This is a genomic window from Pullulanibacillus pueri (assembly GCF_014639255.1).
Lineage (GTDB): Bacteria > Bacillota > Bacilli > Bacillales > Sporolactobacillaceae > Pullulanibacillus > Pullulanibacillus pueri.
This window is the reverse complement of record NZ_BMFV01000034.1, coordinates 18,362-33,601: the sequence shown is the minus strand read 5'-3', so window position 1 is coordinate 33,601 and position 15,240 is coordinate 18,362. Positions and strand designations below refer to the sequence as shown.

Sequence of the window (15,240 nt, the reverse complement as noted above, 5' to 3'; positions counted from 1 at the left end):
CATTCTCAGCGTCTGTAATGAAAGAAAAGTCGCCCCTTACTTAACTGCTGTTTCAACCAGAGGTAAATCATAAATCTAACCTTGCGTCTAACAAATGGAATTAAGAGCAGAAAGCCTGTGAGATCACTAAGATAACCTGGCGTAAGAAGAAGAATACCGGCGATGAGGGTCACAGCACCTTCTAAAAGAGTGTTTCCGGGCATTACCCCTTGAGAAACTTCATTTTTTAATTGGTTCCATATTTTAAGGGCTTGCTGTCTGGCAATATACCCCCCTATAACACCTGTTAAAATAACGATCAGTAAGGTAGAAAAAAAACCAATCCAATGCCAAGATGTGGCCAATAATGCTAATTCTATTAGAGGTATAAGGATAAAGAGCGGAATCAGCTTCTTCACTTCTACCCCTCCATGTTATCAACGAGAATCTTATCAAGCTCCGGCCACAATTTCTTTAATTTAACAGGGTGCATTGACTTGGATGTCCAGCAATGTTCTGTGTGGCCCTCCACAATAACCCGTTTATCTTCAGCATGTAGGGCAATATAATGGAATTTTATCCGGACGCCATTGTATTGGCTAATCGAGGTTTGAATGATGATTTCATCATCATATTTTGCAGGTGACTTATAATGAACATCCACACCAATAACAGGAAGGTAAAAACCCTTGTCTTCAATTTCGACAAAGGAGTAATTAAAGTCACGTAAAAAATCAGTCCGGGCCACCTCAAACCATTTCACATATTCACTATGGTGGACAATACCCATTTGATCTGTTTCACTATATCTTGCTCTTATTTTTGACTCTCTTATCATCTGATTTTGATGAGGCCACTAGAAGGCTTTCCCTCTCTACACAATAACCTCACCCTCTCCCTCCTTTATTCTAAATTTGAGGTGAATGGTTTTAAAAACCTTGGCTTGCGCTTCATCGCTTTGCTAAGCACCGCCTGATGTTCAGGCATACGCCTACACATTAAGGCTGCCGCCAAGCCTTATTGCGATAAGCCTAAGTTGCACTGACAAGGTCTTCCACTAGTTATTAACTTTGATTGACAAAAAAAGGGGGGCAAATTAAATAGAAATTGCCCCCTCTAACTTTTAACGACCTATTAAAGGACTTTAGCGTGTCCGTTATAAATATTGCCACGTTCGGAATCGACGGTGACTTCTTGATCATTTTTGAAAATTTTAGTTGCATTTTTAACCCCGACAATAACAGGTAAATCAAGGTTTAAACCTACCACAGCTGCATGAGAAGTCAATCCGCCTTCTTCAGTAATCACAGCACTCGCACGTTCAAAGGCTGGCATCATATCGCGATCGGTTGCACTGGTGACTAAAACAGCCCCCTCAGGCATATTCGAATTTGCGTCGGCACTATCGTTGGTGACGTAAACTTTACCATTGGCTGACTTTCGCCCCACACCTTGCCCTTTAGCTAAGGTTTCGCCAACAAGGTGAACTTTAATAAGATTGGTTGTCCCAATTTCTCCTACAGGTACACCCGCTGTAATAACAACCAGATCACCGTGTTGCACAATCCCTGATTTAACAGCATCATCGACAGCGTAATCTAACATTTCGTCTGTAGACTTTGCAACATTGCCGAGATAAGGATAAACACCCCATACCAGGCAGAGATGTCTTAAAGATTTTGGCGTACTTGTGACAGCCACAATATTCGCTTTAGGACGATATTTAGAAACAACGCGAGCAGTTTGCCCTGAAACCGTTGCTGAAACAATAGTGGACACATTAAGAGACAATGCAGTGTTTGCGACAGCTTGACCAATTGCATCTGTAATGCTAACACCATTCTCTCTAATACGCGCATTAAAAAGATCACGATAGTCTAGAGAAGCTTCAGTTCTTGTGGCAATGCGATGCATCGTTTGTACTGCTTCTACAGGATAGTCACCTGCAGCCGTTTCGCCGGAAAGCATGATCGCATCGGTACCGTCAAAGATAGCATTAGCAACGTCACTGGCTTCAGCACGCGTTGGGCGTGGGTTCCGTTGCATGGAGTCAAGCATCTGTGTCGCAGTGATAACGGGTTTTCCAAGAGCATTACATTTCTTAATCAACATCTTTTGAACCAATGGCACTTCTTCAGCTGGAATTTCGACACCTAGATCACCACGGGCAACCATTAGACCATCAGAAACCTCTAAAATTTCATCGATATTATCGACACCTTCTTGGTTTTCAATTTTAGGGATAATATGTATTTGGTCCCCAAAGTTATTCTTTTCAAGAAGTTCACGAATTTCTAATACATCAGATGCACGACGTACAAAAGAAGCGGCAATAAAATCAACATCCTGCTCTATACCGAAAAGAATATCATTAGCATCTTTTTCAGTGATCCCTGGTAGATTGACACTTACATTAGGAACATTGACACCCTTCTTACTCTTTAATTCGCCAGTATTTAACACCTTTGTGACAATCTCATTGTTAGACACAGAAACCACTTCAAGTTCAATAAGGCCATCATCCAAAAGAATTTTGGAACCAGGATGAACATCATTGGCCAATCCCTTATAAGTTACAGAAATTTTTTCTGCAGTCCCTTGAACCTCATCCATGCTGACAATGAGTTGCTGACCTTTTTCCAATAACACCTTAGGCGTTGCCATATCACCCGTTCTAATCTCCGGACCTTTTGTATCTAGAAGAATGGCAACATTTTTCCCCGTGCGTTTTGAAGCTTCACGGATGTTTTTAATTCTGTTCCCGTGCTCCTCATGATCACCATGAGAAAAGTTCAATCGCGCAACGTTCATACCCGCCTCAATCAATTCAACGAGCTTGTCTACACTTTCACTAACAGGACCAATTGTACATACTATTTTTGTTTTTCTCATCTCAAATAAACCTCCATCAATTCATGCATCATTGTTTTTCTTATATCGAAAGTTCTCTAGCAAGATCAATGAGTTCTTTACCAACAAAATGTTTTTCCGTTAGTATATCCCCAATGTCATGAGAAACAATCTGATTATTTTGGATGCCAACCATTTTACCAGCTTCTCCATTTATGAGAAGTTCTACCGCTTTGGCTCCAAGGCGACTCGCTAACACACGATCATTCGCCGTGGGGGTGCCCCCTCTTTGAATATGACCTAAGACCGTCACACGCGTTTCAATCTCAGCCTGCTGCTTCAATTGCTTGGCAACATCATGGGCCGTACACACACCTTCAGCCACAATAATAATACTATGTTTTTTTCCTCGGGCATGTCCTTGTTGTACCCGCAAAATAACTTCATCGAGTTCCTTAGGATTCTCTGGGATTAAAATCGATTCAGCACCGCCTGCCAGACCTGACCAAAGGGCAATATCCCCAGCATCTCTTCCCATGACTTCAATGATAAAAGTTCGGTCATGTGAAGTAGCCGTATCACGAATTTTGTCAATGGCATCAATGACTGTATTCAGTGCCGTGTCAAATCCAATGGTGAAATCAGTACCCGGAATATCATTATCTATAGTACCCGGAATACCAATGGTCGGAAACCCGCTTTCAGTCAGCTTTTGTGCTCCACGGAAGGAACCATCACCACCAATAACCACCAGTGCCTCGATTCCAAACTTTTTGAGTTGCTCAATGCCCTTTTGACGACCTTCTACTGTTTTAAATTCTTCACAGCGTGCACTGTAAAGCATTGTTCCCCCTCTTTGAACAATATCACCAACAGAACCGACCTCTAGCTTTTTAATATTCCCTGCAATGAGTCCTGAATATCCTTGATAAATACCATAAACCTCTAGACCTTCAAAAATCCCTTTACGAACAACCGAACGGATTGCAGCATTCATCCCCGGTGAATCGCCACCACTTGTTAATACACCAATCTTCTTCATCTTCATTCACCCCAAATTTTAATAAGTGACTTTAATGCTTTAAAAGTAGCTGGTTCATCGACTGATTCAGTTTATTCTATACTCTCAGTTATACAATGAATATATTACCGTAAAAAAGGTGCTTTCCATAGTGGAAAGCACATTGGTTTCATTCGACGTAATCGGTTTCATGCTTAAACTCACCCATTACGCGGTATTTTTCTAGTCTTTGTTGGACAAGATCTTCTTTATTAAAATGGCGTAATTGTTCAAAGGCTTCCGAGAGAGCGGAATCGATGGCCTTAGCCTGCATTTCAATATCATGATGGGCGCCGCCCTTTACTTCTGGAATAAGTGTATCGATAATATCTAATTCTTTTAAGTCAGGCGCCGTAATTTTCATTGTTTTCGCAGCTCTTTCAGCTTGGGTTGCATCTCTCCATAATAAAGCAGCGGCACTTTCGGGGGCAATAACCGAATACCATGAGTTCTCAAGCATTAAAATGCGGTCTCCAACACCGATCGCAAGCGCACCACCACTTGCACCCTCACCAATAATAATACATACGATTGGCACTTTCAGACCCGCCATCTCAAAAAGGTTACGGGCAATAGCCTCACCTTGGCCTCTTTCTTCTGCGGTTTTTCCTGGAAAAGCGCCTTTTGTATCAATAAAGGTCACCACAGGACGACCAAATTTTTCAGCTTGTTTCATAAGTCGTAACGCTTTCCGATAGCCTTCTGGGTGAGGCATACCGAAGTTTCTACTTAAATTTTCCTTTGTATCACGGCCCCGTTGCTCGCCTATAATAGTCACAGGACGACCTTTATAACTGGCAATTCCGCCAACAATAGCCGCGTCATCTCCAAAGAGACGGTCACCGTGACATTCAACAAAATCAGAAAAAAGATAAGGAATATAATCAAGGGTTGTCGGTCGGTCCATATGTCTCGCAATTTGGACACGATCCCAAGGCGAAACATTGCTATAGGTTTCATCCTCTAGCTTCGAAAGCCGATTCTGTAGCCTTTCAAGCTCATCAGACAAATCAATATTTTTCTCCTGCATAAATGCCTTGAGTTCATTGATTTTATTTTTAAGCTCTATAATGGGCTTTTCAAAAGCTAATTCTGAAGCCATGCTTCGTCACCTCCTTGATCATGTAATGATAATACTGTTGTTAATTGGTCTTTTAATTCGTCTCTTGGAATCACGCGATCCAATTGCCCATGCTTTAATAAAAATTCAGCCGTTTGAAAGTCTTCGGGTAATTGTTCTCTGATCGTTTGTTCGATAATCCTTCTCCCAGCAAAACCAATCATAGCCCCCGGTTCAGCAAAGTTATAGTCCCCTAACGAAGCAAAACTTGCTGTGACGCCTCCTGTCGTTGGATGTGTCATCACCGTAATAAACAAACCACCAGCATCACTATATTTCTTGAGGACTGTGCTTGTCTTAGCCATTTGCATTAAGCTGAGAACACCTTCTTGCATGCGTGCACCGCCAGAAGCCGTAAAAATAATCATCGGGAGGTTTTCAGCCATGGCTTTTTCAAGGGCGCGCGTAATTTTCTCGCCAACAACCGATCCCATGCTCCCCATTCTAAAGCGGGCATCCATCACCGCGATCACCGTGCCATGACCATTAATCTTTCCTTTGCCGGTGACAATCGCTTCATTTAAAGACGTCTTTTGACGATCCTTTTCTAATTTTTCTTCATAACCAGGGAATTTTAATGGATTTTCAGACAAGAGGTCAGCATCAAATTCCACAAATGTACCTTCATCCATCAGGCTCTTAATACGTTCATCCGAAGCCATTTGAAAATGATAACCACAAGATTGACAAATATATAAGTGCTTTTGAAGCTCTTTAGTGTACATGATCTTCTTACAACTTGGACATTTTTTCATTAGACCTTCCGGAACATCTGGTCTTACCTGTTGTGAAGGTACTGTTGCATATTTTTTCTTTTTATTAAAGATATTATTAAGCACTGCTCTACCACCTTCTTCATTCTGTTGGTTGGCCTAGGTAAATGAAGTCGACACCCTTAATAATATTAGCCTTGCATTTTTCGCCCGTCAAATATTTTTAAACAGGTTAGGCAAAAAGCCCCCCCCAAAATCACGAAGACAACGGCTTTTTGAATATATCTTTCGTGGTCTTAGCGTATGAGCTCGTCCTTAAAGGCTAACAGCTATTTAGTCTTCATCAATTAAAGAGAGTTGACGCGTCTTTTTAGCCATTTCCTCTGGGTCCACCTGTTGACGTGCCACACCTGTTTCCATTGCCGCCTTAGCGACTGAAGGGGCTACTTTAGGATCGAAAGGCCTTGGAATAACGTATTCAGCATTGAGTTCATCCTTCGAAACAAGACTGGCTTTGGCGTGAACTGTTGCCACCTTCATATCTTCATTAATATGTGTCGCATGGACATCCAATGCCTCCCGAAAGCTAATGCTTTCACGGTGTGTATAATCTTTTCGTTGTCCGTTGAATATAAGCATATTGGAAAGACGTCAACTCCAGCAAAACTTTTAAATAGGACGGCCTTTCCTTCCATTACTGACCGAGCGGCTTTAGGGCCTAAATCTTCCAATCCAAGAACGGCTGTCCCATTTGTAACTACCGCGACCGTATTCGCCTTCATGGTGTGTATTGATATACCTCTTTTTATTATTGTAAATTTCTTTACAAGGTTCCGCGACACCTGGTGAATACGCTAAGCTGAGATCCCTTGCATTTTTGACAGGAACCTTAGGGATGATTTCAAGTTTCCTTGATTCATTCTATGCCTATGTAACGCTTCTTTTCGGGTGACTGCTACCTGGATCCGTTCCTTTATCTCGGTGCTCGATCATCAGTAGACCAAACTATTATAACAAACTCCATATACATATTAAAGCGATCTAAAATACGCCAACCGTTTCCATCGAATTAACCTTTGAGAATCACATGTTCTTCACCTAATAGGTTGCTCATTGTCTTCAAACAGCTTGCTGATGCCTCAACATGATAATCCTTTGAAAGCTCTACCAATCGCTTTTCCTCTTCGTAATAGAGCAATACAGGACTATTCCCTGGATGCTGCTTTAAGAGATTTTTCAATTGGTAAAGGACATCACTTGAACGGTTGCTTTTCGTAATCCTTAAGAAAAGTTGTTGAGGAACTTGAACACTCTCCAGTTTTTGAGCAGTTTGAACAATAAACTGTTTTTGTTCCGCGCCACCCTTACGGTCAAGATTCCCTTTGACTAAAAGGAGTTCTCCTTTAACAAACAAGTCTTTAAGGGGCTCATAACTTTTTGGGAACATCACAGCATCAAGTGTCCCCGTTTGATCACTCAGCGTTATAAAGGCCATCAGTTGCCCCTTTTTCGTACGGATCTGCCGGACATCTTCTATCATTGCCGCGAGCTGTATGCTTTTATTCACTGGAGCAGTCGCTATCTCTACAATCTGGTCAATCACCAATTGAGATAAAAGGTGGTGATAGCGATCTAAGGGATGCGCACTCAAATATAACCCAAGAGCTTCTTTTTCAAAATAGAGCCTTTCTTTGAGTGTTAAAGGGGGAACAGGCTCATAACTCTCTTCCTGATCATCCAAAAATGAAGTTTGCCCCTCAAAGTTCTGCTGATTTTCAGCAAGTCTCATCGCTTTATCAATCGTGGCAATGAGACTGGAACGATCGACACCAAATTCATCCATAGCACCTGCAAAGATTAAGGACTCAATCGCTCGCTTATTCACCTTTTTTAATGAGACCCTTTGACAAAAATCAAATAAGTTTTTGTAATTTGTGGTCCTCTTTTCCAAAATTTCTTGGACAGCCATCGTGCCAACATTTTTTATAGCGCTTAATCCATAGAGAACACCTTGGGCGGTTGTTTTAAACGTTGCATCACTTTTATTGATAGAAGGAAGCATAAGAGAAACCTGCCGCTTTTGCATTTCCCTTCTATACTCATTCAATTTTTCCTGATGGTGGATAGCCCCTGATAACAATGCCGTCATAAAGGCCTCTGGCTCATGCGCCTTTAAATAGGCTAAACGATAGGCAATGACTGTATAGGCGACAGCATGTGAACGGTTAAAACCATAATCGGCAAACCGCACAATCAACTTATAAATAGTTTCGGCAGTCGCTTGCTCATACCCTTTTTTTAAACAACCAGAAACAAAATGTTTTTCCTCTTGTTCTAACACCTCACGTTTTTTCTTTGAAACGGCTCGCCGCAAGATATCGGCTTCCCCAAGGCTAAATCCCGCCATCGTCGCTGCAATTTGCATAATTTGTTCTTGATAGACGATAATGCCATAGGTTGATCTGAGTATCGGTTCTAGATCCGGGTGAGGATACGTGACTTGACGCTTGCCATGCTTAGCCTCAATAAAATCAGGAATAAACTGCATAGGACCCGGGCGGTTGAGGGCATTGACAGCAACAAGGTCTTCAAACTCAGAAGGTCTCAACCTTTTCAAAACCGAACGCATGCTGTCTGTTTCAAATTGAAAGATCCCCAGTGTGTCACCACTACTTAATAATCGATACGTTTCTGGATCGTCCATGGGTATGCTGTTAAGATTGATTTTCGTTCCTTTTCCATGCTCAACCTCTCTTAAAATGCGATAAATCAGCGTCAGATTACGTAATCCCAAGAAATCCATCTTCAATAATCCTAAGTCTTCTAAAACCTCCATAGGAAACTGGGTCACTTGAATACCGTCCTTATTTTCATCAAGAGGGACTAAATCAGTCAAACGCTCTGCGCTAATCACTACACCTGCAGCATGAACTGAAGTATGTCGAGGAATGCCTTCAACCTGACTTGCTAATTTATAAAGCTTTTTAGCCTCATCGGATGCGGCAATAAGCCGTTGCAAAGATCCGGAAGCGTGGTAGGCTTTTCCAAGTGTTATGCCTGGTTTAGATGGAATTTCACGGGCAATGCGATCCACTAAATGACTCTCCAGGCCTAAAACCCTCCCCATATCACGAATCGCTGCCTTAGCTGCTAAAGTACCAAAGGTTCCGATTTGGGCTACGTGCTCACCGCCGTATTTTTCATTTACATAGGCAATGACTTTATCCCGATCAACGTCCGGGAAATCAATATCAATATCTGGCATTGACACGCGTTCAGGATTAAGAAATCTTTCAAATAAAAGGTTATACTGGATAGGATCAACATCCGTGATCCCTAAAACATAAGCCACTAGTGACCCCGCAGCTGAGCCCCGTCCTGGTCCTGGCCCCATGCCTTTTTGTCTCGCATACCGGGTAAAATCCCATACAATAAGAAAATAATCATTAAATCCCATATCATCAATGATAGTTAATTCATAATCCAATCTTGCTTTCAGCTGTTCTGAAGAAGTTTTGCCTTCATAACGTCGCCTTAAGCCCTTTTCACATAACGAGCGTAAAAAAACTTTGGCTGATTGTTGATCAGGGACTGGGTATTTAGGCAGCCTTGGGACACCAAAGGTAAAATCCACCTGACATTGGTCCGCAATTTTCATCGTATTTGCTATTGCTTCTGGCACCTCTTGAAATAATTGCTTCATTTCATGAGGGCTTTTAAATGCATACTCCTGGTTGAGTGTCTCAAAAGGGTGCGCGTTTAAAACCTCACCAGATTGAATACTTTGCAGGCACAGATGGGCCGAAGCCTCACTCGGCTCAATATAATGCACATCGTTCGTGGCCACAAAGGGAATTGCACAAGCCTTCCCTAACTGGAGACTCTTTTGCCAAAGGGCTTTTTCCATCGGCTTGCTATGATCCTGGAGCTCCAGATAAAAAGCACCGTTAAATAGATGCTTATAGTGCAAAGCCACTTCCTCGGCCGCTACAAAATCATTGTTTTGTAGATGACTTTCAACTTCACCGTCTGGACCTGATGACAAAGCAATTAATCCCTCCGAATATTCCGCGAGTTTTTCCTTAGGGAGTGTTTGCCATTTGGATGTATGGATGAAAGTGCTCAGTTTAACAAGATGACGATAGCCTTGATTATTTTTGGCTAAGAGGATCAGCGAGAATGTCGCTGGTTTTAACCGTGAGTGTGTTGACTTTTCCATGTTACTGAGTCTAATTTCCATTCCAATAATCGGCTTAATTCCCTTAGCTTGGCAAAGTTTATAAAAAGGAATCACGCCGTAGAGGACGTTTGTATCTGTGATCGCTAGGGCTTGATATCCTTTGTCCTTAGCGGCATTGACTAATGGTTCTAAACGACAGGTACTATCTAATAAACTGTATTCACTATGGACGTGAAGGTGTGTGAAACTCAAGCATTCTCCCCCTTTCCACACTTACAAAAATCTAACGTATCTATCATTCTTTCTCCTCTTATTATAATATAGACTCCTCATTTATGCGTGGTTAAACAGCCGATCGCCGTTCTCTTGTATCGTTATCCAATGAAAAAGAAGAATATTTCACTTAGAATACGCTTGCGATCTTCATACCCTTTCTCGACTTCTACCTTTGTGAAGGAAAAATGGCATACCTGAACACCTTGTCTCATAAAAATATGTCTAAGAAGGGGAGAGAGCGTATGGATTTTCGTGAATTTGCATCGAGTGCCATTATGAACTTTTTGATTGCTATGGGTTTGCTCATTGGTGGGTGCCTACTAAGTGGCATCGGCGCAATGTTTGTCAGTAAACCTCCGCTTTTCACCATGAATGAATTTGCTGACAAACTCAAAATTTGGGCTATCGTTGCTGCCATTGGTGGAACTTTTGATACCATTGATGATCTTGAAAATAGTTTCTTCGGCGGGGCACCCGGAGAATTAGTTAAACATCTCTTATTGATTGGTTCAGCCATGACAGGCGCTCATACCGCTTCACTCATCATTCACTGGATTACTCAGGAGTATTAGGAATGAGGGTTCCTCCTAACTATCGCTCCCCTGGTCTTGAGCGTTTTTTTGCCGGCGCCGTTGTCGGCATTGTCATCGGGTTTGTTTTTTTTATTCTTATCTATGGACTTGCCCAAGATAAACAAATGCAGAAAATAACAAAGCAACAAGTAGAAATTGAAGGCTTGAAGCATGACAATGAAATCTTGAAGGAAAAAGGTCTAGAGGAAAATAAAGAACTTGAAAAACAATTAAAGGTTCAAGAAATTTTAGTCACTATCGATGATGGTGATGAGAATCTCCCACGTCTTGTTACCTTTGAACTCAAAAGGAAAATCGCCCAAAGACTAGATTCCTTCAAAAATAAAAATATCGAAACAGTAGCTGATACAAAAGATGTTATCTACGGGCTAATAGAAGGCTATAGCTTTCAGGTTGAAGATAAGCTTTATACCTTTACCGTTAAAAATTTTGTCGTCTCATCAACGCTTGATCTTACCGTTCAATTACTTGATGCTAAATCAGCCTCGACTATCCCATAACCATGCTTCACACCTTAAAAATAGGCTTAGTCAAAAGAAATCTAAGGAAGCAAAAACGAACGATAATCCGAGTATCTTTTAGTGATTATCGTTCGTTTCTTGCTCGTTATATATGTTGGGGTCTAACAACGATTTAAAAAAGTTGTTTAAAACATTTTTAAAGGGTTCACGCCTTCCGCTCCAATCTCCTTGATTACTGCGATGTTTTTTGTTAGAAAAATCTGTCTTTAGTGCAAGCGCAGCGCTATTTTGTTAATTTTAGCCTTGATTGGTGCGCCTTTTAGGATTCAGTACTCTTTTATGTGCGAATGCAGCGCGCTTTTGTTAGCTTCACCCTGGCTATGCGCGCCGCCCCGTTACGTCGCAATCTATATCCATTATTCTTTTAAGCATTCTTTCATTACTGTTCTTCTAGGAATTTTTGTGTTGCTTCGATAAGATCGGCAAGAACGCGATCGCAGTCTTCCCAGGAATAGACGGTGGCACCACTGGCCATCGGATGCCCTCCGCCATTGTAACGGGCAGCAATCGTATTCACGACAGGACCTTTGGAACGCAATCTGACACGAATTTGATCGGGTTCCTCAATGAAAAATACCCAAGCCTTGATCCCCTCAACATTCGAAAAAGAATTAATTAATAAAGATCCCTCTTGAGGAGAAATACCATAGGTCTGAAGCACGTCCTTTGTGAGCCTCATCTGACCGACCTGACCATTAATAAGTTCAAAATTTTCGAGAACATAACCTTTAAAACGGATGACTTTCAGCGTCACTTCATTTAATTGATCATGGAGTGTTTGCCGATCAAACGATTTCTCGATAAGGCGACTGGCTTTTTTAAAAGTTTCAGGTGTCGTGTTATTAAACATAAAATGGCCCGTATCACCGATAATGCCTGCATAAAGCAAGCGAGCCGCTTCATTCGACATCTTCAGTGAAGGATCAGATTCATAGAGATCAACGATCATTTCACTGACTGAGCTTGCTTTTGTTTCAACCCACATCAGATCTCCATAAGGATCTTCATTAGGATGATGATCAATCTTCACTAATTTGTCGCCTTGGCCATAGCGTTCATCACTAATCCGCGCTTGGTTTGCGGTGTCACAGACAATGACGAGGGCTCCCTCATACATGGCATCTTCAATAAGGTCCATTTTGTTTAAGAAGCTTAAAGACTCAACCTCTTCACCTACAACAAAGACCTTCTTACTTGGAAAGTTATCCTTAATTAAAGCAGCAAGTCCCCCTTGGGAACCTAAAGCATCTGGGTCCGGTCGAACATGGCGGTGAATGATGATGGTGTCATAGGCTTTAATCATTTCAATAATCTTATTTTTCATTTTTTACTGCCCCTTATATAATTAGGATTCAATCATTATCAATCCAATCCCGAGTGATTAGAGATTGTCATGTTTGATTCTTTCTGATAGTCTATGAATTGAGAAGATTCTCGGAGGTTAAAAAATGCCAACACTTATTGTTTTTATCGTTCTTAGTGCGATTATGACCCTTTTCTATTGGTTTAAAGGCTGGATGACAGACGCTCCCTACCGAAAAAAATGGACATTTTCAAAAGCCCGAATAGGACTTGGCGCGTTTCTTTTCTTTTTTGGTGCGAATCGAATCTTTATTTCTTCAACAACCCTGACGATGATTGTTTGTGCCATTTTTATGTTATACGGCATTTTCATTGTTTATTTTAGTATTAAAACTTATCGATTTTATACGATGAAGATGATTGAAGAGGCTAATCAAAGTCAAAAACAATAGTCTTTTATTCGCCTGAACCATGACTAGTAGCGGTCAATAAATTGGGCAATCAGAAACGCTTTACCTACAATGTGTTCCTCATGATAGAGTTCAATATCAACTTTTCCATAGCGTCGAGTCACTTCCAACACTTTGGGATGGATATCGATAACACTTTCTAGCTGAACAGGCTTTAGAAAATAAAGGGTGACATTCTCAACCACGAGGTCTCCCTTTTTTTGTTTCCCTAAAATTTTCTCTGCAACGGTTGTGACAATGGTTGTCGTCGTCCCATATGAGAGCGCCCCTAAATGATTGGTCATTTGTGGTCTAACTGTAAATTGATACTTTTGCCCTCTCACTTCGGTGAGTTGATCCGTTATGATGTCGTCAATCGTTTCGCCTATTTGCGGTTGCCGCTGGGCCATTTGCAAGGCTTTAAGCACATCTTGACGTGTAATAATCCCTATTAATTCTTGAGAATGGGTCACAACGGGTAAACACTCAATGCCCTCCCAAATCATCCGATGGGCCGCTGAAGCCACCGTTGTTGTTTCACTTACTGTAATGGGTGATTTCGTCATGACCCTTTCAATAGGGACATCATCAGAATACCTGAGAATATCTTTCGCAGTCACCATCCCTTGTATTCTTTTTTGATGATCAATAACAGGATACCGACTGTGCCCGGTCTCCTTGTTGAGTCGTTGCCAATCCGACACCTTAGAATCGTTATAAAGAAAGCTTGTATCTTTATAGCCAATTAAAATATCAGAAACATGGATGATTTCTTTTTTGATTAACCGATCATAAATGGCGCGATTGATCATGGCAGCTACAGTAAACGTATCATAGGAGGTGGAGATAATCGGAAGCTCTAAGGTGTTAGCAAGCTCCTTCACTTCTTCGCGGGTCTCAAATCCCCCTGTTATAAGAACAGCGGCTCCGGATTGAAGAGCATATTCATGGGCTTGATCACGGTTACCAACAATGAGTAAGCCACCTGCCTCAATATATCGTTTCATGGCTTCAAGTTTCATGGCTCCTATGACAAAACGATTTAATGTTTTATGTAAGCCATTACGCCCTCCTAGGACCTGACCATCAACGATAGAGACCACTTCTGCATAGGTGAGTTTTTCAATATTCCCCTTATGTTTCTTTTCAATTCGGATAGTCCCCACACGTTCAATGGTACTGACATACCCTTGATTTTCAGCATCCTTAATCGCACGATAAGCAGTGCCTTCACTAACTTGTAAGGCTTTGGCGATTTGTCTCACTGAAATTTTATATCCAATTTCTAAGTTTTTAATAAAGTCAAGAATCCGTTCATGCTTCGTCGCCAACCCTGTCACCTTTTCTGTATTTTGTAAATGCATATCACCTTCTCCCCTCTCAAGTTTATTTTCAACAAGCGCGAGAAATAGAAGGAAACAGCGGAACACTAAAAGTCCCGCTGCTTTTTCTTAGGATACTTGTATTCTAGATACCTTCATGCACCCGTCATTATACTATAGTGTCAGACTTTCTCCCGAGGCCATGACCTTTCCCTCTGTTTTTAACGTATTTACGAAGGCAACGGGATCTTGTTCAATAACTGGGAAAGTATTGTAGTGAACGGGAACAACCGTTTTAGCTTTAATCCATTCTGCCGCAATCGCTGCATCCTTAGGTCCCATTGTAAAATTATCCCCAATCGGTAAGAAAGCAAGATCAACATTATGGTATTCACCAATCAGTTTCATATCCGAATAAAGTGCAGTATCCCCCGCGTGATAAAGAGTTTTTCCTTCAAGAGTGAGTAACACACCGCCTGGCATACCTGTGTAAATGATTTGATTGTTTTCATCAGTATAACTTGAACCATGAAAGGCGATCGTATATTGGACGCGACCAAAATCAAAGTTATAGCCACCGCCAATTGACATCGGATGAGCGTTTAAACCTTTGCTCTCAGAGTACCCTGCAAGCTCTGCGACCGCAATGATCGTGGCATTATGTTTTTTCGCAAGATCAAAAGCATCGCCCACATGGTCGTTATGTCCATGCGTAAGAATAATATAATCTAAAGCAGGCAAGTCTGCAGGTTTAATGGTACATTGCCCATTTCCAGTAATAAACGGATCAATAATGATGTTGGCTTTCTCTGATTCAATGAGCACCACTGAATGTCCATGGTACGTTACTTTCATACTTTCACTCTCCCTTTTTA

General features: G+C 41.4%; 14 protein-coding genes and 1 pseudogene. 3 read left to right on the top strand and 12 right to left on the bottom strand.

Going from position 1 to position 15,240, the window contains the following annotated elements:
- Window positions 1-5 precede the first annotated feature (5 nt).
- The 9 genes and pseudogenes from IEV91_RS17345 to dnaE form a co-directional block, all read right to left on the bottom strand.
- Complete coding sequence (locus IEV91_RS17345; protein WP_188498698.1) at window positions 6-398, bottom strand: FxsA family protein; 393 nt, start codon at window positions 396-398, stop codon at window positions 6-8.
- 2 nt (window positions 399-400) lie between these two features.
- Window positions 401-817: an acyl-CoA thioesterase gene (locus tag IEV91_RS17340; RefSeq protein WP_188498697.1), complete on the bottom strand. Its 417-nt coding sequence runs from the start codon at window positions 815-817 to the stop codon at window positions 401-403.
- 296 nt (window positions 818-1,113) lie between these two features.
- Window positions 1,114-2,871, bottom strand: a complete 1,758-nt coding sequence (pyk, locus tag IEV91_RS17335) for a pyruvate kinase (RefSeq protein WP_188498696.1) — start codon at window positions 2,869-2,871, stop codon at window positions 1,114-1,116.
- Window positions 2,872-2,911: 40 nt separating this feature from the next.
- Window positions 2,912-3,871: a 6-phosphofructokinase gene (gene pfkA / locus IEV91_RS17330; protein ID WP_188498695.1), complete on the bottom strand. Its 960-nt coding sequence runs from the start codon at window positions 3,869-3,871 to the stop codon at window positions 2,912-2,914.
- A 148-nt stretch (window positions 3,872-4,019) separates the two neighbouring features.
- Window positions 4,020-4,991 (bottom strand): acetyl-CoA carboxylase carboxyl transferase subunit alpha, encoded by a 972-nt coding sequence (gene accA / locus IEV91_RS17325; RefSeq protein ID WP_188498694.1) that lies wholly within the window; start codon window positions 4,989-4,991, stop codon window positions 4,020-4,022.
- Window positions 4,976-5,848: an acetyl-CoA carboxylase, carboxyltransferase subunit beta gene (gene accD / locus IEV91_RS17320; RefSeq protein ID WP_188498693.1), complete on the bottom strand. Its 873-nt coding sequence runs from the start codon at window positions 5,846-5,848 to the stop codon at window positions 4,976-4,978. Before accD ends, accA begins: the two co-directional genes overlap by 16 nt.
- Before the next feature lie 207 nt (window positions 5,849-6,055).
- Window positions 6,056-6,361 carry a hypothetical protein gene (locus tag IEV91_RS22130; protein ID WP_420850735.1) on the bottom strand — a complete coding sequence of 102 codons (306 nt, stop codon included), beginning with the start codon at window positions 6,359-6,361 and terminating at the stop codon, window positions 6,056-6,058.
- A pseudogene (locus IEV91_RS22125) lies at window positions 6,310-6,642 on the bottom strand (NAD-dependent malic enzyme); the annotation flags it as partial. The pseudogene IEV91_RS22125 and the gene IEV91_RS22130, both read right to left, overlap by 52 nt.
- A 149-nt stretch (window positions 6,643-6,791) precedes the next feature.
- A complete protein-coding gene (gene dnaE, locus IEV91_RS17310; RefSeq protein WP_188498692.1) occupies window positions 6,792-10,154 on the bottom strand; it encodes a DNA polymerase III subunit alpha in 3,363 nt (1,120 codons plus the stop codon).
- Between the two features lie 266 nt (window positions 10,155-10,420).
- Between dnaE and IEV91_RS17305 the strand changes: the two genes are divergently transcribed.
- Together IEV91_RS17305 and ytrI are read left to right on the top strand one after the other, a co-directional pair.
- Window positions 10,421-10,750 (top strand): YtrH family sporulation protein, encoded by a 330-nt coding sequence (locus tag IEV91_RS17305; RefSeq protein ID WP_188498691.1) that lies wholly within the window; start codon window positions 10,421-10,423, stop codon window positions 10,748-10,750.
- Window positions 10,751-10,752: 2 nt separating this feature from the next.
- Window positions 10,753-11,271 (top strand): sporulation membrane protein YtrI, encoded by a 519-nt coding sequence (gene ytrI, locus IEV91_RS17300; protein WP_188498690.1) that lies wholly within the window; start codon window positions 10,753-10,755, stop codon window positions 11,269-11,271.
- A gap of 400 nt (window positions 11,272-11,671) precedes the next feature.
- Here the strand turns inward: ytrI and IEV91_RS17295 are convergent, their stop codons facing one another.
- A complete protein-coding gene (locus tag IEV91_RS17295) occupies window positions 11,672-12,616 on the bottom strand; it encodes a DHH family phosphoesterase (RefSeq protein ID WP_188498689.1) in 945 nt (314 codons plus the stop codon).
- Window positions 12,617-12,740: 124 nt separating this feature from the next.
- Between IEV91_RS17295 and IEV91_RS17290 the strand changes: the two genes are divergently transcribed.
- On the top strand, window positions 12,741-13,046 hold the full coding sequence (locus IEV91_RS17290) for a YtpI family protein (protein ID WP_188498688.1): 306 nt from the start codon (window positions 12,741-12,743) through the stop codon (window positions 13,044-13,046).
- 23 nt (window positions 13,047-13,069) lie between these two features.
- On the opposite strand, the gene IEV91_RS17285 is transcribed toward IEV91_RS17290, so the two are convergent.
- Entirely contained in the window at window positions 13,070-14,407 is a 1,338-nt protein-coding gene (locus tag IEV91_RS17285; RefSeq protein WP_188498687.1) for a DRTGG domain-containing protein, read from the bottom strand.
- A 132-nt stretch (window positions 14,408-14,539) separates the two neighbouring features.
- Window positions 14,540-15,220 (bottom strand): metal-dependent hydrolase, encoded by a 681-nt coding sequence (locus IEV91_RS17280; RefSeq protein ID WP_188498686.1) that lies wholly within the window; start codon window positions 15,218-15,220, stop codon window positions 14,540-14,542.
- Window positions 15,221-15,240: the final 20 nt, after the last annotated feature.